16 protein-coding genes and 1 pseudogene are annotated in these 20,539 nt (G+C 67.1%); 14 read left to right on the top strand and 3 right to left on the bottom strand.

Going from position 1 to position 20,539, the window contains the following annotated elements:
• The 3 genes from G3O06_RS14490 to fdhA form a co-directional block, all read left to right on the top strand.
• Positions 1–833, top strand: an 833-nt coding sequence (locus tag G3O06_RS14490) for a TolC family protein (RefSeq protein WP_205816496.1), incomplete at its 5' end; no start/stop codon positions are given.
• Positions 833–2,023, top strand: coding sequence for an efflux RND transporter periplasmic adaptor subunit (locus G3O06_RS14495; protein ID WP_174981186.1), 1,191 nt, complete (start codon positions 833–835; stop codon positions 2,021–2,023). The genes G3O06_RS14490 and G3O06_RS14495, both read left to right, overlap by 1 nt.
• Positions 2,024–2,277: 254 nt before the next feature.
• The gene (gene fdhA / locus G3O06_RS14500; RefSeq protein WP_039369545.1) at positions 2,278–3,474 is read left to right on the top strand and encodes a formaldehyde dehydrogenase, glutathione-independent; all 1,197 of its coding nucleotides are present in this window, start codon (positions 2,278–2,280) and stop codon (positions 3,472–3,474) included.
• 155 nt (positions 3,475–3,629) lie between these two features.
• On the opposite strand, the gene G3O06_RS14505 is transcribed toward fdhA, so the two are convergent.
• Complete coding sequence (locus tag G3O06_RS14505) at positions 3,630–4,652, bottom strand: class I fructose-bisphosphate aldolase (protein ID WP_205816497.1); 1,023 nt, start codon at positions 4,650–4,652, stop codon at positions 3,630–3,632.
• Positions 4,653–5,160: 508 nt separating this feature from the next.
• Between G3O06_RS14505 and G3O06_RS14510 the strand changes: the two genes are divergently transcribed.
• Positions 5,161–6,072, top strand: a complete 912-nt coding sequence (locus tag G3O06_RS14510; RefSeq protein ID WP_174998052.1) for a LysR substrate-binding domain-containing protein — start codon at positions 5,161–5,163, stop codon at positions 6,070–6,072.
• Here G3O06_RS14510 and G3O06_RS14515 read toward each other — a convergent pair.
• Positions 6,061–6,948, bottom strand: a complete 888-nt coding sequence (locus G3O06_RS14515; protein WP_205816498.1) for a DMT family transporter — start codon at positions 6,946–6,948, stop codon at positions 6,061–6,063. The two genes, G3O06_RS14510 and G3O06_RS14515, sit on opposite strands and share 12 nt — an antisense overlap.
• Before the next feature lie 254 nt (positions 6,949–7,202).
• On the opposite strand from G3O06_RS14515, the pseudogene G3O06_RS14520 reads away from it, so the two are divergent.
• Positions 7,203–7,490 (top strand): annotated as a pseudogene (locus G3O06_RS14520) (discoidin domain-containing protein); the annotation flags it as partial.
• A 59-nt stretch (positions 7,491–7,549) separates the two neighbouring features.
• Here the strand turns inward: G3O06_RS14520 and G3O06_RS14525 are convergent.
• Positions 7,550–8,575: a GlxA family transcriptional regulator gene (locus G3O06_RS14525; protein ID WP_174981173.1), complete on the bottom strand. Its 1,026-nt coding sequence runs from the start codon at positions 8,573–8,575 to the stop codon at positions 7,550–7,552.
• A 447-nt stretch (positions 8,576–9,022) separates the two neighbouring features.
• On the opposite strand from G3O06_RS14525, the gene G3O06_RS14530 reads away from it, so the two are divergent.
• From G3O06_RS14530 to G3O06_RS14570, 9 genes are all read left to right on the top strand, one after another.
• Positions 9,023–10,297, top strand: coding sequence for a serine hydroxymethyltransferase (locus tag G3O06_RS14530; protein WP_205816499.1), 1,275 nt, complete (start codon positions 9,023–9,025; stop codon positions 10,295–10,297).
• Positions 10,298–10,328: 31 nt separating this feature from the next.
• On the top strand, positions 10,329–11,300 hold the full coding sequence (locus G3O06_RS14535) for a dipeptidase (RefSeq protein ID WP_174931264.1): 972 nt from the start codon (positions 10,329–10,331) through the stop codon (positions 11,298–11,300).
• Positions 11,301–11,438: 138 nt separating this feature from the next.
• Positions 11,439–11,972, top strand: a complete 534-nt coding sequence (locus G3O06_RS14540; RefSeq protein ID WP_205816500.1) for a DUF5943 domain-containing protein — start codon at positions 11,439–11,441, stop codon at positions 11,970–11,972.
• A gap of 74 nt (positions 11,973–12,046) precedes the next feature.
• Positions 12,047–14,110: an NADH:flavin oxidoreductase gene (locus G3O06_RS14545; RefSeq protein WP_011354182.1), complete on the top strand. Its 2,064-nt coding sequence runs from the start codon at positions 12,047–12,049 to the stop codon at positions 14,108–14,110.
• 3 nt (positions 14,111–14,113) lie between these two features.
• Positions 14,114–16,039, top strand: coding sequence for a (Fe-S)-binding protein (locus G3O06_RS14550; protein ID WP_205816501.1), 1,926 nt, complete (start codon positions 14,114–14,116; stop codon positions 16,037–16,039).
• A 4-nt stretch (positions 16,040–16,043) separates the two neighbouring features.
• On the top strand, positions 16,044–17,213 hold the full coding sequence (locus G3O06_RS14555; protein ID WP_205816502.1) for an electron transfer flavoprotein subunit alpha/FixB family protein: 1,170 nt from the start codon (positions 16,044–16,046) through the stop codon (positions 17,211–17,213).
• Entirely contained in the window at positions 17,210–17,995 is a 786-nt protein-coding gene (locus G3O06_RS14560) for an electron transfer flavoprotein subunit beta/FixA family protein (protein WP_205816503.1), read from the top strand. The genes G3O06_RS14555 and G3O06_RS14560 overlap by 4 nt, the downstream gene beginning before the upstream one ends.
• Before the next feature lie 52 nt (positions 17,996–18,047).
• Positions 18,048–19,289 carry an aromatic ring-hydroxylating dioxygenase subunit alpha gene (locus G3O06_RS14565; RefSeq protein ID WP_122947844.1) on the top strand — a complete coding sequence of 414 codons (1,242 nt, stop codon included), beginning with the start codon at positions 18,048–18,050 and terminating at the stop codon, positions 19,287–19,289.
• A gap of 29 nt (positions 19,290–19,318) precedes the next feature.
• A complete protein-coding gene (locus tag G3O06_RS14570; RefSeq protein WP_205816504.1) occupies positions 19,319–20,467 on the top strand; it encodes a hybrid-cluster NAD(P)-dependent oxidoreductase in 1,149 nt (382 codons plus the stop codon).
• Positions 20,468–20,539 lie beyond the last annotated feature (72 nt).

Below are 20,539 nucleotides of genomic sequence, written 5' to 3' on the forward strand. Positions count from 1 at the left end.
TCGTGAACCTCGTCGCGCTCGGCGGCGTGTTCGCGCTGACGCCTGCGTCGCTGTTCTCGCGCGACGCGCTCGCCGGCTCCATCGGCCCGGCGATCTCGTTGCCGATCTTCGATCGCGGCCGATTGAAGGCGAAGCTCGGTGCGGATGTCGCGCAGGCCGATGTGGCGATCGGGCTGTACAACAAGACCGTCGACGACGCGCTCGGGCAGGTCGCGCAGTTCGTCACGTCGCTGCAGACGTCGCAGACGCTCGTCGCGCAGCAGCAGGACGCGGTCGTGGCTGCGCAGAAGATCGTGGAGATCGCGACCGACCGTCACCGGCGCGGCGTGCTGATGCAGAAGGACGTGGATGTCGCGGATCTCACGCTGATCGACGAGCGCGCGCAGATGATCGCGTTGCTCGGCCGGCAGCGGACGCTGCGCGTCGGGCTGATCGGCGCATTGGGCGGCGGGTTCGATGCGGGCGCGACGGTTGCGCAGGCGCCGGCCATGCATCGGGCGCGTAGCGGGGCGGCGAAGCGAGGCGCTTCGACTGCCGCGCCCGCAGCGACCGCCGTGGGCACTGCGACCACACCGACCGCGAGCCGATCCGTGGCGGTGCCGTCGGCCGAAGCGCGAGCGGCGAGCGGGGCCGTGCCGCAGGTCATCGCTGCATCGAATGCGGGGTCCGCACGACGTGACGACGCAGCAATCACGCCGGCCGCCGGCGCGACAACGCGCGGCACCCCCGTTCTCGCACGCACGGCAGCGGCGAATCCGGCGCCGAGCCCGTCGGTCATGCCGCCGATCCCCCTGTTCCAGCACGATCGTCTGATCGTTACGCAAAGCGACTGATGCACCACGACAACCTTCATACCGCCGCGCCGCCGGCCGCACTGAACGACCCGGCACTCGACGCGCGCCGCGCGACGCGCCGCAAGCGCTTCATCGCGTTCTTCGCGGTCGTGCTGGTGGCCGCGCTCGCATGGATCGCATACTGGCTGCTGAGCGATCGCTACTACGAAGACACCGACGACGCGTACGTCGCCGGCAGCATCGTCCAGGTCGCCGCGCAGATCCCCGGGTCGGTGACCGACGTCGTGGTTGCCGATACGCAGGCCGTGCGCGCCGGCCAGACGCTCGTGAAGCTCGACGACACCGAGGCGTCCGTCGCGTTCGCGCAGGCGAAGGCGCAGCTCGCACAGGCGGTGCGGCAGGTCGCGAACGCGAAGATTTCGAACACGATGTACGTCGAGGCCGTGAACGCGCGGCGGGCCGACCTGTCGCTCGCGCAGCGTGCGTTCGCCGCACGTTCGGGCGCGTCGGTCGAGATCGTCGCGCCCGAGGAGCTCGCGCGTGCGCGCGCGGCGGTCGCCGGTGCGCAGGCGAATCTCGCGGCCGCACAGGCGCAGCTCGACGCGGCACGCGCGCTCGGCACCAAACTGCCTGTCGACGAAAGCCCGGCCGTCGTGCAGGCGGCCGCGCAGTTCAAGCTCGCGTACCGGAACCTGAAGCGCACGACGATCGTCGCGCCGGTTGACGGCACGATCGGGCAGCGTTCGGTGCAGGTCGGCCAGCAGGTCGGTCCCGGCGTGCCGCTGATGTCGATCGTGCAGCTCAACCAGCTGTGGATCGAGGCGAATTTCAAGGAAGGGCAGATCCGCCACATGCGCGTCGGGCAGCCGGTCGAGGTGGTGTCGGATCTGTACGGCTCGCGCGTGACCTATCGCGGCCGCGTGCAGGGTTTCTCGGCGGGCACGGGCAGCGCGTTCTCGATGCTGCCGTCGCAGAACGCGGCCGGCAACTGGATCAAGGTCGTGCAGCGCGTGCCGGTCGTGATCGCGCTCGATGCGCGCGATCTCGCCGCGCATCCGCTGCGCGTCGGGCTGTCGATGCGCGCGACGGTCGACACGCACGACCGCAACGGCCACGCGCTCGACAGCGAGCCGCCGACGCCGGCCGTCAGCACGCGCGTGCACGATGGTGTCGCGAGCGACGCGGAAAGCGCCGCCGCCGCGATCATCCGGGAAAATCAGGGCGGGTAACGCCTGCCCATGCGAGGGGAGGCCGGTCGCCACGATCGGCCCGCCCCGGCGCGTCACGCCGCGCGCGCAACCTTTCCGTCGTTTTCCGCCCGACTTTCGTATTTCCGCCATCGATGTCGGCGCCGTTCAAACGCGTGTCGCGTTTGAGACATCGGCGCCCCCGCCTCCCGGACTACTCTCGAACAGCACGTTGCGCGTGCGCCGCATGAGCCGGCGCGCCGCGGCGCCATCCAACGAGACATGGAGACAATACGATGAGCAGCAATCGAGGTGTCGTCTATCTTGGGCCGGGCCAGGTCGAAGTGCAGAAGATCGATTATCCGAAGATGGTCGATCCGAGCGGCCGTGCGATCGGCCACGGCGTGATCCTGAAAGTGGTCAGCACGAACATCTGCGGTTCCGACCAGCACATGGTGCGCGGCCGCACGACCGCGCCGGTCGGCCTCGTGCTCGGTCACGAGATCACGGGCGAGGTGGTCGAGATCGGCCGCGACGTCGAGACGCTGAAGCTCGGCGATCTCGTGTCGGTGCCGTTCAACGTCGCTTGCGGCCGCTGCGCGATGTGCAAGGACACGCATACGGGCGTGTGCCTGAACGTGAACCCGTCGCGTGCGGGCGGCGCCTACGGCTACGTCGACATGGGCGGCTGGATCGGCGGCCAGGCCGAGTACGTGCTCGTGCCGTACGCGGATTTCAACCTGCTGAAATTCCCCGACCGCGATCAGGCAATGGCGAAGATCCGCGACCTGACCTGCCTGTCCGACATCCTGCCGACCGGCTATCACGGCGCGGTGAGCGCGGGCGTGAAGCCGGGCTCGACGGTCTATATCGCGGGCGCGGGCCCGGTCGGGATGGCGGCGGCCGCTTCGGCTCGCCTGCTCGGCGCGGCCGTGACGATCGTCGGCGACATGAATGCGGAACGCCTCGCACACGCGCGGGCGATGGGCTTCGAGACGGTCGACCTGTCGAAGGACGCATCGCTCGGCGAGCAGATCGAGCAGATTCTCGGCGTGCCCGAGATCGACTGCGCGGTCGACTGCGTCGGCTTCGAGGCACACGGCCACGGTTCGTCGGGCCATTCGGAGGAAGCGCCCGCGACGGTGCTGAACTCGCTGATGGAAATCACGCGGCCGGCCGGCGCGATCGGCATCCCGGGCCTGTACGTGACGGACGATCCGGGCGCGAAGGACAAGGCCGCGCAGCACGGCAGCCTGAGCATCCGCTTCGGCCTCGGCTGGGCGAAGTCGCACTCGTTCTTCACGGGCCAGACGCCGGTGCTGAAGTACAACCGCAACCTGATGCAGGCGATCCTGTTCGACCGGCTGCCGATCGCGAAGATCGTCAACGTCGAAGTGATTTCGCTCGACCAGGCGCCGGAAGGCTACAAGAAGTTCGACGGTGGCGCGCCGCGCAAATTCGTCATCGACCCGCACGGGTTGCTGGCCGCGTAACGCGACCGACCACCACGCGGTAATCGAAGGGGCCGGGGCGTTCAAGCGCCTCGGCCCTTTGTGCGTTCGGGAAGCGCGCGCTCAGTGCCCGCGATCGAGCCGGGCGAAAAGCTCACGCGTGAACGATCGACCGGGCGACATTCGCCCGGCTCCGTTTACGGGGTGCGCTCCATCGTGGCGTCGTACTGACCGCGGCAGGCCGCACCGTTCAGGCGGGCGCGCAGCAGCAGCGCATCCTGCGCGGCGCGTACGTTGGCCGCCTGTCCCTTCCACGCGGCCAGCGGCGGCTCCTGCAGCGCGCGTCCATATGAAAAGCTCAGCAGCCACGGCCGCCCGGCAACGCGATTCATCGCGTCGAGATGCGCCGTCGCTTCCTCGGGCGTCTGTCCGCCGGACAGGAAGAAGATGCCGGGCACTTCGGCCGGCACGGCGCTGCGCAACAGGCGCACCGTCGCCTCCGCGACTTCGGCGGGGGCCGGCTGTGCGGTGTGCGTGCTGCCCGCGACGACCATGCTCGGTTTGAGCAACATGTGCGCCAGCACGACCCGGTACCGGTGCAGCGCGTCGAACACGGCGTGCAGCACGGCGTCGGTCACTTGCGCGCAGCGGCCGATCGAATGATCGCCGTCCATCAGCACTTCCGGCTCGACGATCGGCACGACGCCGGCCTCCTGGCAGATCGCCGCATAGCGCGCCAGCGCTTCGGCGTTTGCCGTGATCGCCGCATGGCCCGGCAGCGTGGCGGACACGTTGTACACCGCGCGCCATTTCGCGAACCGTGCGCCTTGCCGCTGGTAGCCGGCGAGGCGCTCCGCAAGCCCATCGAGCCCTTGCGTGATTTCGTCGCCGGGCGCGAGTGCGAGCGGAATCTTGCCCGCGTCGACCTTGATGCCGGGCACGATCTGCTGGCGAGCGGCGAGTTCGGGCAACGGCGTGCCATCGTCCGCACATTGCCCGAGCGTCTCTTCATACAGGATCACGCCGCTGACGAATTCACCGAGGCCCGGCGTCGACAGCAACAGGGTGCGCCATGCGCGGCGGTTCTCTTCGGTCGATTCGACCGCGATCGTCTTGAAGCGCTTCGCGATGGTCGGCCCGCTTTCGTCGGCCGCCAGCAAGCCTTTGCCGTCCTGAACGAGTGCCTGGATCGTCGCCTGGAGTGCGCTCTCGGTGCTCATGGAATTCCTCCGCTGAAACCGCCACGCGGCCGTGCCGGCCGCCCGCTGTTCACTTCGTCACATCGTCACGCCGCCTTCCGATTTCATTCTTTGTCGCGCACCGGCCAGAACGCAAGGCGCGTGCTCGGGTGGCATCGTCCGTGCTTGGGCTGGTGCGTGTGCCGTTGCCGCGAGGCCAGCGCACCGATGGTCTGCACCGCGCGTTCGACCGCGGGCGTCCACGGTCGGCCGCAGTTGAGGCGCACGGATGGAAATCACGCGGCCGGCCGGCGCGACGCGTGATGCGCTAGTTCGACGCGCGTTCGACACACGCAACGCGTCATGCAAAGCGGGCGGTATCGGAAACGGGCCGCCCGTTTTTGCTTGGAGGCGCAGGGAAGGGCAGGCCACGCGCACGTACTACGCGGCCCGGAACGCTGGCGCCCCGCGATCCCGGCCGCACGGAATTGCTGCGATAATCATCGCCCGTTCCCGACCCCATTGCCGCCGTCCGGCGGCACATCCACGGATGGCCAAGTCACTTCCCCTCGCAGCGTTGCACACGTTCGTCGAAGTGGCGCGCTGCGGCAGCATGAAACAGGCGGCCGACCAGCTCTGCATTTCACCGGGCGCCGTCAGCCAGCATGTCCGCAATCTCGAGGATCGCCTCGCCGTGCGCCTGTTCGAGCGTACCGGCCGCGAACTCGAGCTGACCGGCACGGGCCGTGCGCTGTTCGACCAGCTCGCCGGCGGCTTCAACGAGATCGAGGCTGCGTGGGCGAACGTGCACGGTGCGAACCGGCGTGTCGTCCGCCTCGCGGTGACGACCACCGCCTCCTTCGCGAACACGTGGCTCGTGCAGCGCCTCGGCACGTTCAATGCCGCGTACCCCGAAATCGAAATCACCGTCGAGACGCGCGCGCAGCTGGTCGACTTGCGTCGCGACTATGTCGATGTCGCGATCCGGCACGGGTTGGGCCACTATCCCGGGCACGCGTCGTTCCGCATCTGGACACCCGAGCTGTGGCCCGTCTGCAGCCCGCAACTGCTCGATCCCGCCCGTCCGATCGCCACGCCCGCCGACTGCCTGTCGTATCCGCTGCTGCAGGACGCGGATCGCGCCGACTGGGCGCTGTGGCTGCGCGCGCAGGGGATCGAGGATGCCCGTGCGCCGCGCGGCGCGAGCTTCAGCGAGGATGCGCTGCTGATCAAGGCGGCGGTCGCCGGGCAGGGCGTGGCGCTGGTGCGCGACATCTATGCGCGGGACGAAGTCGCGGCCGGCCGGCTGGTTCGTGTGCTTGCGCGGCCGTGGCCGACCGAGCTGTCCTATTACGTCGTGTGCAGCGAGGCGCGCCAACACGAGTGGAAGATCGCCGCGTTCCGCGACTGGCTCGCGAGCGAGATCGGCGGCGGCGACGGCCCGCGCGATCTACTGGCGTGACCCGCGCACGGCGGCGGCCGCGAACCCCTTGAGCTTGCCGGTCGCGAGCGCGGTGCCGAGCAGGATGATCGCGCACCCGGCGACCGTCTGCACGGTGACGGTCTCGTGCAGGAAGATCGCGCCCCATACGACACCGAAGATCGGAATCAGGAACGTGACCGACGCGGCATATTGCGCGCCCGCATTGCGGATCAGCCCGAAATACAGCAGGTAGGCGACCGCCGTGCAGATCGCGCCGAGCAGCACCACCGCGATCCACGCGGACGTGTGAACGGGCCCGTGCGGCCACATCGGCAGTGCGAGCGGCACGAGTGCGACCGCCGCGAACAACTGGCTGCCGAACGCCGACACGAACGGCCTGACGTTCGCCAGCCTGCGCTTCGAGTAATGCGCGGCGAACCCGTACGACAGCGTCGCGAGCATCGCAGCGGCGATTGCGCGCGGTGCGCCGGGCGTGCCCGCGCCGACCGCCGAACCGGCGAGCACGACGACCCCGGCAAAGCCCAGCGCGAGGCCGAGCGCCTGCGGCTTCGTGAGCGGCGCGCGCAGCCATACGTACGCGACGATCGCGGTCCATAGCGGCGTCGTCGCATTCAGGATCGAATCGGTGCCGGCCGTCACGAACAGCGCGGCGTAAGTCAGCAGGCAGAACGGCAACGCCGAGTTCGCGATGCCGACGACGAACAGCGGCACGACGTGCGAGCGGAATTCCTGGCGCGCCTGCGCGTTGCGCAGCACCGGCGACAACAGCACGGCCGCGATTGCGACGCGCAGCGCGATCAGCGGGACGACGCCGAATTCCGGCGCGCCCATGCGCATGAACAGGAACGACGCGCCCCAGATGGCGGCAAGGGTCACGAGCTGTAGTGCATTCATCGACGACTCCGTTCGGTGGATCAGGCGGCCGGCCGGAGCGCGATACGCGCCGGCGCAGGCGAATGACCCATTGAACGTCATGCGTGAGTCGCGCCGCAAACGAGGTTTTGTGAGGGGCGGTTTAGAAAAATGAATCGACGGACGCGCATGCCCGGACCGCGCATGCGCGCTCAGTGGCCGCGATAGAGCTGCGCGATTTGCGTATTGCTGGCGGTGGTGCGTCGCGCATGCGTGGTGTGCAGGCTCACGCGGTGGAAGGCGCGGGCGTCGATCCGCAATGGATCTCCGTGGATTTCGGTGCAACGAAGACGATCAGCAGCATCGATCTCTACTGGGACGCATGCGCGCTCGTCTACCAGATCCAGACGTCGAACGACAACGTGAACTGGACGACGATCTACTCGACGAACAACGGCGTGTCGTATGGCCACGTGACGCTGCCGAACCTGAACGGGCATGGCCGCTACGTGCGGATGTACGGCACGAAGCGCGCGACGCAGTGGGGTTATTCGCTCGACGAAATGCAGGTGTGGGGATCGTAAGCGCAAAGAAAAAAGCGGCCTTCTAGGCCGCTTTTTTCATGCGTCAGTGGCGGTGCGGGTTACGCGTGCAGCACATGCGCAGGGAATGCCGGGCTGGCGCTTGCCGCACCCTGAGCAAGCGGCGCGACCTGCTTGCGGCGTTCGCGGGTCGGCGCGACGCCGAACGCATCGCGATAGCTCTTGCTGAAGTGGCACGCCGACTGGAAGCCGCACGCCATCGTGATGTGCATGATCGACATGTCGGTCTGCAGCAGCAGTTCGCGCGCGCGGCGCAGCCGCAGCGTCAGGTAGTAGTGCGTCGGCGTCATGCCGAGGTGTTCGCGGAACAGGCGCTGCAGTTGTCGTTGTGACATGTTCGCGAGCCGCGCGAGCTCCTCGCGCGACAGCGGTTCCTCGATGTTGTTCTCCATCAGCGAGATCACTTCGAACAGCGACTTGTTCGCGGAGCCGAGGCGCGCGACGAGCGGCATGCGTTGCTGCGCGCTCGTATCGCGCACGTGTTCGACGATGAACTGCTCGGCGATCTGCGTGACGCGCGCGGTGCCCACGCGCGCGGCGATCAGGTTCAGCATCATGTCGAGCGGCGCGACGCCGCCCGTGCACGTGATGCGGTCGCGGTCGATCACGAACAGTTCCTTCAGGAAGCGCGTGTCCGGAAACTCTTCCTTCAGCGCCGACATGTTCTCCCAGTGGATCGCGCACGCGTAGCCCGCGAGCAGCCCCGACTTCGCGAGTGCATAGGTGCCCGTGCACAGGCTGCCGAGCGGGATGCCCGAGCGCGCGAAGCGGCGCAGCGTCGACAGATGGGCGGGCGTGGTCGCGCGCTGCACGTCGACGCCGCCGCATACGAACACGATGTCGGGCTGCCCCACGCATTCGGCCGGGCCGGTGTCGACCGTCAGCCCGTTGCTCGCGGTAACCGGGCCGCCTTCCGGGCTGATGACCGACCAGCGGTAGAGCGGCTGGCCGCTCAGGTAGTTCGCCATCCGAAGCACCTCGATCGCATTGGTGAACGCGATCATCGTGAAATTCGGTAAGGGCATGAACGCGAAGTGGGACAGCGACGCTGTGCGGTCGGGCGACATGGGGGGTGTTCCTTGAATCTCTAATAGCTTTACGCCCGGGGGGCACGGACGGGCTGCGATATTGTGTGAGCCAGCGCAACAAGCGTGCCATACGGCTAAACCCTAGATCCATACGTTGTCTGGCCGAAAGCCGCATGCTGCACTGCACCGTATTCGGGACGCGTTGCACCCCGACCGGGCGGCAATCGCACCGCCGGCGTGCCTGTTCATAGGTGAACTGCCGGAGGCGGTTTGCTTGGTCATCCGAAAAAGCACGACCGGTCACTTGTATAAAACGGACGCGGATGGCGGAAAAGGCAAAGAACGCGTCTAAATTCATCAATCCGCCGAAAATCCGAACGACAAGAATAGAGCCGTCGGCAGCCTTGTACGGGACGAGCGGGAAACCCAGGCAGGGCGGGCCTTGAGCTTCGGTTTCAGCCCCTTATTCTTCGTCACGGACGCACTATGTCGAACACCCAGCCTTTCTTCTCGCAGCCCCTTGCCGAGCGCGACGCGCCGGTGCGCAGCGCCATCCTGAAGGAACTCGAGCGTCAGCAGTCGCAGGTCGAACTGATCGCGTCGGAAAACATCGTGTCGCGTGCCGTGCTCGAGGCGCAGGGCTCGGTGCTGACCAACAAGTACGCGGAAGGCTATCCCGGCAAGCGCTACTACGGCGGCTGCGAGTTCGCGGATGAAGTCGAGGCGCTGGCAATCGAGCGTGTGAAGAAGATCTTCAACGCCGGCTATGCGAACGTGCAGCCGCACTCCGGCGCGCAGGCGAACGGCTCGGTGATGCTCGCGCTGGCCAAGCCGGGCGACACGGTGCTCGGCATGTCGCTCGACGCGGGCGGCCACCTGACGCACGGCGCGAAGCCGGCGCTGTCGGGCAAGTGGTTCAACGCGGTCCAGTACGGCGTGAACCGCGACACGATGCGGATCGACTACGACCAGGTCGAGGCACTCGCGCACGAGCACAAGCCGAACCTGATCATCGCCGGCTTCTCGGCATACCCGCGTGCGCTCGACTTCGCGCGCTTCCGTGCGATCGCCGACAGCGTCGGCGCGAAGTTGATGGTCGACATGGCGCACATCGCCGGCGTGATCGCCGCGGGCCGCCACGCGAACCCGGTCGAGCATGCGCACGTCGTCACGTCGACCACCCACAAGACGCTGCGCGGCCCGCGCGGCGGCTTCGTGCTGACCAACGACGAGGACATCGCGAAGAAGATCAACTCGGCCGTGTTCCCCGGCCTGCAGGGCGGCCCGCTGATGCACGTGATCGCCGGCAAGGCCGTCGCGTTCGGCGAAGTGCTGCATGCGGACTTCAAGACCTACATCGACAACGTGCTCGCGAACGCGCAGGCGCTCGGCGAAGTGCTGAAGGCGGGCGGCGTCGATCTCGTCACGGGCGGCACCGACAACCACCTGCTGCTGGTCGACCTGCGCCCGAAGGGCCTGAAGGGCGCGCCGGTCGAACAGGCGCTGGAGCGTGCGGGCATCACCTGCAACAAGAACGGCATTCCGTTCGACATCGAGAAGCCGACCGTCACGTCGGGCATCCGCCTCGGCACGCCGGCCGGCACGACGCGCGGCTTCGGCGTCGCGGAATTCCGCGAAGTGGGCCGCCTGATCCTGGAAGTGTTCGACGCACTGCGCGCGAACCCGGAAGGCGACCATGCCACCGAACAGCGCGTGCGCCGCGAGATCTTCGCGTTGTGCGAACGCTTCCCGATCTATTGATCCCACCGACCCGACAATACTGGAGCAACACATGAGCACGCTGCATCAAGACAGCATCATCATCGACGGGCTGAACATCTCGAAGTTCGAGAAGCCGGTGTTCGAAGACATGCGCAAGGGCGGCATCACCGCCGCGAACTGCACGGTGTCGGTGTGGGAAAACTTCACCAAGACCGTCGACAACATCGGCGTGATGAAGAAGAAGATCCGCGACAACAGCGAGCTGCTGACGCTGGTGCGCACGACGGAAGACATCTTCCGCGCGAAGAAGGAAGACAAGACCGGCGTGATCCTCGGCTTCCAGAACGCGCATGCGTTCGAGGACAACATCGGCTACATCGAAGCGTTCGCCGACATGGGCGTGCGCGTCGTGCAGCTCTGCTACAACACGCAGAACCTGGTCGGCACCGGTTGCTACGAGCGTGACGGCGGGCTGTCGGACTTCGGCCGCGAAGTGATCACCGAGATGAACCGCGTCGGCATCATGGTCGACCTGTCGCACGTGGGCGGCAACACGTCGTCGGAAGCGATCGCGTTCTCGAAGAAGCCGGTGTGCTATTCGCACTGCCTGCCGTCGGGCCTGAAGGAGCACCCGCGCAACAAGAGCGACGAACAGCTGAAGGAGATCGCCGACGCAGGCGGCTTCGTCGGCGTGACGATGTTCGCGCCGTTCCTGAAGCGCGGGATCGAGGCGAACATCGACGACTACATCGAGGCGATCGACTACGTCGTGAACCTGATTGGTGAAGACGCGGTCGGTATCGGCACGGATTTCACGCAGGATTTCGCGAAGGAGTTCTTCGACATGCTGACGCATGACAAGGGCCGCTATCGCCAGCTGACGAATTTCGGCAAGGTGATCAACCCGGACGGCATCCGCACGATCGGCGAATTCCCGAACCTGACGGCCGCGATGGAGCGCCACGGCTGGAAGGAGTCGCGTATCCGCAAGATCATGGGCGAGAACTGGGTGCGGGTGTTCAAGGACGTGTGGGGCGCGTAAGCGCCGCGAACGCCGAACCACCGCCAGCGATTCAAATTAAAAAAATCGGGACGTGCCCGTGCAAGCCGCACGGGCGCGCGGACGATGTCGCGCCTGCGCACTGAGCCGCGCGGCCAATTTCCTCACGGAGTCACCACGATGCAACCGCAACTGCCGATCAACGTCGATCCCGATACCGGCGTCTGGACCACCGACGCGCTGCCGATGCTGTACGTGCCGCGTCACTTCTTCACGAACAACCACGTCGCCGTCGAGGAAGCGCTCGGCGTCGAGGCGTACGCCGAGATCCTGTACAAGGCCGGCTACAAGTCCGCCTACCACTGGTGCGACAAGGAAGCCAAGCTGCACGGCCTGACCGGCATGGCCGTGTTCGAGCACTACCTGAAGCGCCTGTCGCAGCGCGGCTGGGGCCTGTTCTCGATCATCGAGGCCGATCCGGCCAGCGCGCGCGCGAAGATCGAGCTGCGCCACTCGTCGTTCGTGCTCCAGCAGCCGGGCAAGGAAGGCAAGCTCTGCTACATGTTCGCGGGCTGGTTCGCCGGCGCGATGGACTGGGTCAACGACACGACGCCGGAAGGCCAGCGCGCACCGCGTGCGCAATCGAAGGAAGTGCAGTGTGCGGCCGAGCATCACGACCACTGCGTCTTCGAAGTGTCGCCGATCGCGCACTGACGCGCTGACGTAACGGCACAGCAACACAACAACACCCGCAACACGAGACATTCGAACGCCAGAGGTCGCCAGCGATGCGTTATCCCCACCTGTTCAAACCCATGCAGCTGAACCAGCTGACGCTGCGCAACCGGATCGTCAGCACCGCGCATGCGGAGGTGTATGCCGAGCCGGGCGGCCTGCCGGGCGACCGCTATATCCGCTACTACGAAGAAAAGGCGAAGGGCGGCGTGGGCCTCGCGATCTGCGGCGGGTCGAGCCCGGTGTCGATCGACAGCCCGCAAGGCTGGTGGAAATCGGTGAACCTGTCGACCGACAAGATCATCGATCCGCTCACGCGCCTCGCCGACACGATGCACAAGCACGGCGCGAAGATCATGATCCAGGCGACGCACATGGGCCGTCGCTCGTCGTTCCACGGCGAGCACTGGCCGCACCTGATGTCGCCGTCGGGCGTGCGCGAACCCGTGCACCGCGGTAACGCGAAGATCATCGAGATCGAGGAAATCCGCCGCATCATCGGTGATTTCGCGGCAGCCGCGAAGCGCGTGAAGGCGGCCGGCATGGACGGCATCGAAATCTCGGCCGCCCACCAGCACCTGATCGACCAGTTCTGGAGCAAGCGTTCGAACCACCGCACCGACGAATGGGGCGGCAGCCTGGAAAACCGGCTGCGCTTCGGCATCGAGGTGCTGACGGCCGTGCGTGAGGCGGTCGGCAAGGATTTCTGCGTCGGCCTGCGCATGTGCGGCGACGAATTCCACGAAGACGGCCTCGATCATGAAGCGCTGAAGGAAATCGCGCAGGCGATGTCGGAGACGGGCCTGATCGACTACCTGAGCGTGGTCGGCTCGGGCGGCGATACGCACAACACGATCGCCAACTGCATGCCGCCGATGGCGCTGCCGCCGGAGCCGTTCGTGCACCTCGCGGCCGGCATCAAGTCGGTCGTGAAGATCCCGGTGATGCACGCACAGAGCATCCGCGATGCGGGCCAGGCCGAGCGCCTGCTCGCGACCGGCATGATCGACCTGGTCGGCATGACGCGTGCGCAGATCGCCGATCCGCACATGGTGATCAAGATCCGCGACGGCCGCGAAGATGAAATCAAGCAGTGCGTCGGCGCGAACTACTGCATCGACCGCCAGTACAACGGCCTCGACGTGCTGTGCATCCAGAACGCGGCGACATCGCGCGAATCGACGATGCCGCACATCATCGAGAAGTCGCGCGGCCCGAAGCGCAAGGTCGTGGTGGTCGGCGCGGGCCCGGCGGGCCTCGAGGCGGCACGTGTCGCGAAGCTGCGCGGCCACGACGTGGTGCTGTTCGAGAAGAACGCGGAAGTGGGCGGCCAGGTGATGATCGCCGCGAAGGCGCCGCAGCGCGAACAGATGTCGGGGATCATCCGCTGGTTCGACATGGAAACGAAGCGCCTGGGCGTCGACCGCCGGCTCGGCGTGGCCGCGGACGAGAAGATGATCATGGCCGAGAAGCCGGACATCGTCGTGCTCGCGACGGGCGGGTCGAGCTTCACGTGGCAGGTGCCGGGCTGGGGCGTGGCAGAAGGCCTCGCCGTCAGCTCGTGGGACATCCTGACCGGCAAGGTCGAGCCGAAGCAGAACGTGCTGCTGTTCGACGGCGTGAGCACGCATGCGGGCGCGGGCGTGGCCGACTTCATGGCGAGCCGCGGCTCGAAGGTCGAGGTCGTCACGCCGGACGTGAAGGTGGCCGACGATTGCGGCGGCACGACGTTCCCGATCTTCTATCGCCGCCTGTACGCATTCGGCGTGATCCCGACGCCGAACACGATGCTCGATCGCGTCTATGAAGAGGACGGCAAGCTGATCGCGGTGCTGCGCAACGAGTACACGGAAGAACTCGAAGAGCGCGCGGTCGACCAGGTGGTGATCGAGAACGGATCGTCGCCGAACGACGAGCTGTACTGGAAGCTCAAGCCGGAATCGGTGAACCGCGGCCAGATCGATCCGCACACGCTGTTCGCGGCCGAGCCGCAGCCGTGCCTGTCGGAAGAACTCGGCAATGGCCGTTTCCTGCTGTTCCGTGTCGGCGACTGCATCTCGATGCACAACGTCCACGGTGCGATCTACGACTCGCTGCGTCTCGTGAAGGATTTCTAAAAGATGAACCCGTCCTTCCTCATTACCGCCCTGTTGTGGCTGTCGGTGGCGGGGCTCGCGTTCGCGGTCGCGAAGCGCTCGTCCTACTGGCGTCTCGGCCGGGCCACCGCGCCCGGCTCGTTCGGCGTCGCGAACCTGTTCGCGATCCCGAAGCGCTACTTCGTCGACCTGCACCACGTGGTCGCCCGCGATCCGTACATCGCGAAGACGCACGTCGCGACGGCCGGCGGCGCGATCGGCGCGCTCGCGCTGGTGTTCATCAACTACGGCCTCGCGATCTACTCGCCGTGGCTCGACAAGCTGATCTTCCTGTCGGCGCTCGCGATGCTGGTCGGCGCGGTGTTCGTGTGGCGCCGACGCGCGGCCAAGGACGTGCCGGCCCGCCTGTCGCGCGGCCCGTGGAATACGCTGCCCTGGCTGCTCGGCTCGTTCGCGCTCGGCCTCGTGCTGTTCATGCTGGTGCCGACCGGTGCGATGTCGGGCGCGTTCGCGGTGCTCTGCGCAGTGCTGATCGGCGTCGGTGCATTCACGATGACGGTCGGCGCCGCGAAGGGCGGCCCGATGAAGCATGCGATCGCCGGCCTGCTGCACCTGGCCTTCCACCCGCGCCAGGAGCGCTTCGCGGCCACCCGCGAATCGTTCACGGGCAACGGCACGGCCACGCCGCCGACCGCGCTGAAGCTGCCGGACATCGAGCATCAGGAGTATGGCGTCGAGAAGCCGGTCGAATTCCGCTGGAACCAGCTGCTGAGCTTCGACGCGTGCGTGCAGTGCGGCAAGTGCGAAGCCGCGTGCCCCGCGTTCGCGTCGGGTCAGCCGCTGAACCCGAAGAAGCTGATCCAGGATCTCGTCGTCGGGATGGCGGGCGGCACCGATGCGGCATATGCGGGCAGCCCGTCGCCGGGCCTCGCGGTCGGCCAGCACCGCGGCGAGCCGAACGGCCCGATCGTGTCGGGCCTGATCGAAGAGCAGACGCTGTGGTCGTGCACGACCTGCCGTGCCTGCGTGCAGGAATGCCCGATGCTGATCGAGCACGTCGACGCGATCGTCGACATGCGTCGCAACCGCACGCTCGTGCACGGCACGGTGCCGGGCAAGGGCCAGGAAGTGCTCGCGAACCTGCGTGAAACCGGCACGATGGGCGGCTACGACACCGCCGCGCGCTACGACTGGTCGGTCGACCTGAGCGCGCCCGTCGCGCAACCCGGCAAGCCGGTCGACGTGCTGTTCGTCGCGGGCGAAGGTGCGTTCGACATGCGCTACCAGCGCACGCTGCGCGCATTCGTCAAGGTGCTGAACAAGGCGGGCGTCGACTATGCGGTGCTCGGCTCGACCGAAACCGACACGGGCGACGTCGCCCGCCGGCTCGGTGACGAAGCGACGTTCCAGCAGATGGCGAAGCGCCTGATCGGCACGCTCGGCACGCTGTCGTACAAGCAGATCGTGACGGCCGACCCGCACGTGATGCACAGCCTGCGCAACGAATACCGTGCGCTCGGGCTGCGCGTGACGGTCAAGCACCATACGACCTACCTCGCCGAACTGGCCGATAGCGGCAAGATCGCGCCGAAGGCCGTCGAAGCGCTGCGCGAGAAGCGCACCACGTATCACGACCCGTGCTACCTCGGGCGCTACAACGGCGAGACGGAAGCGCCGCGCAAGCTGCTGAAGACGATCGGCATCCAGGTCGTCGAGATGGAGCGCAACGGCATGCGCGGCCGCTGCTGCGGCGGTGGCGGCGGCGCGCCGCTGACCGACATTCCCGGCAAGCAACGCATTCCCGATATCCGCATCGCCGACGCGCGCACGATCGGCGCGGACGTGGTCGCGGTTGCCTGCCCGAACTGCACGGCGATGCTCGAAGGCGTCGTGGGCCCGCGCCCCAACGTGCTCGACGTGGCCGAACTCGTCGCCGCCTCGCTGGAGTGAATCGATGAATACGATCAAACGAATCGATCCGCGCCGGCCGTTCATCATCACGGCCGCGGGCCTGAAGCGCATCACGCTCGGCGAGGAAGGCAGCGCCGACGCGAACGCCGCGCACGGGTCCGCGCACGGTCATGGTGCAGCGGCTGCGAAGCCGCGCCGCGCAGTGCAGGATCCGAAGCACGTGATGCTGGTAGTCGCGCACAGCGAACGTGGCGCGCTCGACGATCATTCGCGGCAGGCGATCGCCGCCGCCGCATTGCTCGCCGATGCGCAGACCGAAGTCGCGCTGCTCGCGTTCGGCGAGCTGAAGGACGACGTGGCTGAGCTGGGCGTCGACAAGCTGCTGGAACTCGGCGGCTTCGATCGGCGCGCGTTCGACCCTGAAAGCGAACTGCAAGCGCTGCAGGCCTGCGTTGCCGCGCTCGCACCGAAACACGTGTTCGTGCCCGACAACGCGACGGGCGACGGCGATCTCGGCCGGCGTTACGCAGCGGCCGCCGGTGCGAGCGTCGCGACCCACGTCGTCGAGATCGACGCAAAGCATGTCGGCGCGTACGCGCAGGCCGGGCGCGCGTTTGCCACCCGTGCGCTGCCCGACGTGATCCTGCTCGCGCAGAACGCGGTCGACGCGAAGCTGCCGTTCGTCGGTGCGGGCGAACGCCTGGCTGCCGACTTCATCCGCCCGGCGCATGACGCCGCGCATCCGTACCGCGATCTCGGCCTCGACGAAATCGACGCGGCGCAGGTTGCGCTGGAGGAAGCCGATTTCATCGTGTCGGCCGGCAACGGCGTGTCCGACATCGGTGCGTTCGAGCGGCTGGCCGGTGCGTTCGGTGCGGCGATCGGCGCGAGCCGTGTCGCGGTCGACAACGGTCACTTCACGCGCGACAAGCAGGTCGGTGCAACCGGCAAGACGGTGGAGGCGAGCGTGTACATCGCGTTCGGCATCTCGGGCGCGGTGCAGCACCTGCAGGGGATCAAGGACTGCCGCCACGTGATCGCGGTGAATCTCGACGGCAGCGCGCCGATCGCGAAGCGCGCGAACCTGACGGTGGTCGGCGACGCGCAGGGCACGATCGCGGCGCTGATCGAACAGGTGCAGGCTGCGCGCGCCGCGCGTGGCGAATCGCCGGCCGCGGTCGGCACCCGTGAACCGGAAGGAGTCGCCGCATGAACGCCCCCCGCCAGTTGCAACGCATTGCGGTGCTCGTGTCCGTCGGCCGCCACCCGGTCAGCGGCGTCGCGCGCTATAGCCGCAACGACGCGGCCGCGCTCGAAACCGGCCGCCAGCTCGCGGAGCGGCATCGCGCGAAGCTCGACGTGATCCATGCAGGCGACCCCGCGAATGCGGCGCTTGCCGAATATCTCGCGCTCGGCGCACGGGAGGTCGAGGTGCTGGCCTGCCGCGACGGCGACGATGCCGTGCACGCGCTCGCCGCGCGCGTCGAGGGCTACGACCTCGTGCTGACCGGCACGCGCGCCGAGGGCGTATACGACACCGGCATGCTGCCGTACCGCATTGCCGCGGCGCTCGGCTATCCGCTCGTCGGCTCGGCCGTCGACGTGACGGTCGAAGGCGGCCGCGCGGCCGTCCGGCAATTTTTGCCGAAAGGGCTGCGGCGGCGCGTCGACGCAGCGCTGCCTGCCGTCGTCGCCGTCCATCCGCTCGCGAATGCCGAGCCGCGCTACGCGTATGCGCAGCTGCGCGCCGGCGCGATCCGGCCCGCGCTCGCGGCGCCCGGCGCGGACGCCGACGCGGGCGCGTGGAAGGTCGGCCCGATCGAGCGTAAACCCGTAAAGCTGGTCGCCGCCGAGAAGCGCTCCGGGCATGCCCGGATGCTGTCCGCGACGACGACCGAAAGCCGTGGCGGCAACGTCGTAAATGAAGGGAGTTCGGTCGAAAAAGCACAAGTGATCCTCGCGTATTTGCGCGAGCATCAGCTCATCGACTACTGATTTTGATGCCTGTCGGCAAGAACCCAGGGATGCAAGGAATCCGGAGCAAACGATGAAAGTATCGGCAGACATTCGTGCACTGATCGAGCGGCGCAAGGAAGGGCACAGCCTCGAGGCACCGTTCTACACGAGCGAGGACATCTTCGCGCTCGACATGGAGGCGATTTTCCGCCAGCACTGGATCCAGGTGGCGGTCGAACCGGACATTCCCGAGCCGGGCGACTACGTGACCGTGGAGCTTGGGAGCGATTCGATCCTGATCGTGCGCGACGACGACATGGCGATCCGCGCGTTCCACAACGTGTGCCGTCACCGCGGCGCGCGCCTGTGCAACGAAGACAAGGGCTCGGTCGGCAACATCGTGTGCCCGTACCACAGCTGGACCTACAACCTGACCGGCCAGCTGATGTTCGCCGAGCACATGGGCGAGAAGTTCGACCGCTGCAAGCACAGCCTGAAGTCGGTGCACGTCGAGAACCTCGCGGGCCTGATCTTCGTCTGCCTCGCCGACGAGCCGCCCGCCGACTTCGCGCAGCTGCGCGCCGAGATGGAGCCGTACCTGCTGCCGCACGATCTGCCGAGCACGAAGATCGCGGCGCAGGTCGACATCATCGAGGAAGGCAACTGGAAGCTCACGATGGAGAACAACCGCGAGTGCTATCACTGCGTTGCGAACCATCCGGAGCTCACCATTTCGCTGTACGAATACGGCTTCGGCTACCAGCGCTCCGACGCCAACGCCGAAGGCATGGACGCGTTCGCTGAAACATGCGTGCGGCGCGGGAAGGAGTGGGCCGAGATGGGCCTGCCGTCCGAAGAGATCGAGAAGCTGCTCGACGTGACGGGTTTCCGCACGCAGCGCCTGCCGCTCGATCGCCACGGCGAATCGCAGACGCTCGATGCGAAGGTCGCATCGAAGAAGCTGCTCGGCGGCTTCGACAAGGCCGACCTCGGCGGGCTGTCGTTCTGGACGCAGCCGAACTCGTGGCACCACTTCATGAGCGATCACATCGTGACGTTCTCGGTGATCCCGCTGTCGGCCGGCAAGACGCTCGTGCGCACGAAGTGGCTCGTGCACAAGGACGCGAAGGAAGGCATCGACTACGACGTGAAGAATCTCACGGCCGTGTGGAACGCGACCAACGACCAGGATCGCGCACTCGTCGAATTCTCGCAGCGCGGCGCGACCAGCAGCGCGTACGAGCCGGGCCCGTATTCGCCGTTCACGGAAGGTCTCGTCGAAAAATTCTCGGCCTGGTACATCGGCCGGCTCGCCGAAAAAACCGGCGAATAGCACTTAGCAGCGTATAAGCGGAGTCAGACATGATGCGAGATGCGGCCAACTTCGAGCCGACGGACAGCCGGGTCACACGCCCGGCGTTCTGGAACGGCCTTCCCGAGCGCTGGACGAGCGACGTCGAGGAAACGCTGGTGTGCTGCCACGTGCGGCAGGAAACGCACGACGTGAAGAGTTTCTTCTTCCGTTCGCCGCAGGGCCGCTCGTTCTCATTCGAGCCCGGGCAGTTCCTCACGCTCGAGCTCGACATCGAAGGCGAAACGATCAACCGCTGCTATACGATCTCGTCGTCGCCGGCGCGGCCGCACACGGTGTCGATCACGGTGAAGCGTGTGCCGGGCGGCAAGGTGTCGAACTGGCTGCACGACAACCTGCAGCCGGGCGCACCGGTGCGCGTGCTCGGCCCGGCCGGCGAATTCACGTGCGCACGGCATCCGGCGCGCAAGTACCTGTTCCTGTCGGCGGGTTCGGGCGTCACGCCGCTGATGTCGATGAGCCGCGCGCACCATGATCTCGCGGAGGATCGCGACATCCTGTTCGTGCACAGCGCGCGCACGCCGGACGACATCATCTTCGCGCGCGAGCTTGACCTGATCGCGTCGAACCACACGAACTTCCGCACGTCGTTCGTCGTCGAGCGCCTGGGCGCGCGCACGAACTGGCCGGGCGTCACGGGCTTCCTGACGCTGCCGCTGCTGAAGCTGATCGCACCGGATTTCATGGAGCGCGAGATCTTCACGTGCGGCCCCGCGCCGTACATGAAGGCCGTGCGCGACCTGCTCGACGAAGCCGGCTTCGATCGCAAGCAGTATCACGAGGAGAGCTTCTCGTTCGAAACGCTCGCGCAAACCGCAAGCGACGAACTGCTCGTCGATCTCGCGCCGCCGGCGGAAGGTGCTGACTCCGATACGAAGCAGTACACGGTCAGCTTCGCGAAGAGCAATCGCGAGATTTCGTGCGGCTCGGAGCAGCACGTGCTGGATGCGGCGCGCCAGTCGGGCGTGCGGCTGCCGGCCTCGTGCACGCAGGGCATGTGCGGCACCTGCAAGGTGAAGCTCGTGTCCGGGCAGGTTGAAATGAAGCACAACGGCGGTATCCGCCAGCGCGAGATCGACCAGGGGATGGTGCTGCTGTGCTGCAGCAAGCCGCTGTCGGATCTCGTGATCGACAAGTAGTCGCAACACGCCATCGGCTGTCCGGGGGCGTCGCGTCCGGACAAGCATCCGTCGGAAAACAACGATACCGCG

It is taken from the genome of Burkholderia sp. Ac-20345 (genome assembly GCF_017104825.1).
Classification (GTDB): domain Bacteria; phylum Pseudomonadota; class Gammaproteobacteria; order Burkholderiales; family Burkholderiaceae; genus Burkholderia; species Burkholderia lata_B.

Bases quoted from the DNA above. Each gene is read 5' to 3' on its own strand.
- G3O06_RS14495 (WP_174981186.1), top strand. From the start codon at position 833: ATGCACCACGACAACCTTCATACCGCCGCGCCGCCGGCCGCACTGAAC.
- fdhA (WP_039369545.1), top strand. From the start codon at position 2,278: ATGAGCAGCAATCGAGGTGTCGTCTATCTTGGGCCGGGCCAGGTCGAA.
- G3O06_RS14505 (WP_205816497.1), bottom strand. From the start codon at position 4,652: ATGAGCACCGAGAGCGCACTCCAGGCGACGATCCAGGCACTCGTTCAG.
- G3O06_RS14510 (WP_174998052.1), top strand. From the start codon at position 5,161: ATGGCCAAGTCACTTCCCCTCGCAGCGTTGCACACGTTCGTCGAAGTG.
- G3O06_RS14515 (WP_205816498.1), bottom strand. From the start codon at position 6,948: ATGAATGCACTACAGCTCGTGACCCTTGCCGCCATCTGGGGCGCGTCG.
- G3O06_RS14525 (WP_174981173.1), bottom strand. From the start codon at position 8,575: ATGTCGCCCGACCGCACAGCGTCGCTGTCCCACTTCGCGTTCATGCCC.
- G3O06_RS14530 (WP_205816499.1), top strand. From the start codon at position 9,023: ATGTCGAACACCCAGCCTTTCTTCTCGCAGCCCCTTGCCGAGCGCGAC.
- G3O06_RS14535 (WP_174931264.1), top strand. From the start codon at position 10,329: ATGAGCACGCTGCATCAAGACAGCATCATCATCGACGGGCTGAACATC.
- G3O06_RS14540 (WP_205816500.1), top strand. From the start codon at position 11,439: ATGCAACCGCAACTGCCGATCAACGTCGATCCCGATACCGGCGTCTGG.
- G3O06_RS14545 (WP_011354182.1), top strand. From the start codon at position 12,047: ATGCGTTATCCCCACCTGTTCAAACCCATGCAGCTGAACCAGCTGACG.
- G3O06_RS14550 (WP_205816501.1), top strand. From the start codon at position 14,114: ATGAACCCGTCCTTCCTCATTACCGCCCTGTTGTGGCTGTCGGTGGCG.
- G3O06_RS14555 (WP_205816502.1), top strand. From the start codon at position 16,044: ATGAATACGATCAAACGAATCGATCCGCGCCGGCCGTTCATCATCACG.
- G3O06_RS14560 (WP_205816503.1), top strand. From the start codon at position 17,210: ATGAACGCCCCCCGCCAGTTGCAACGCATTGCGGTGCTCGTGTCCGTC.
- G3O06_RS14565 (WP_122947844.1), top strand. From the start codon at position 18,048: ATGAAAGTATCGGCAGACATTCGTGCACTGATCGAGCGGCGCAAGGAA.
- G3O06_RS14570 (WP_205816504.1), top strand. From the start codon at position 19,319: ATGATGCGAGATGCGGCCAACTTCGAGCCGACGGACAGCCGGGTCACA.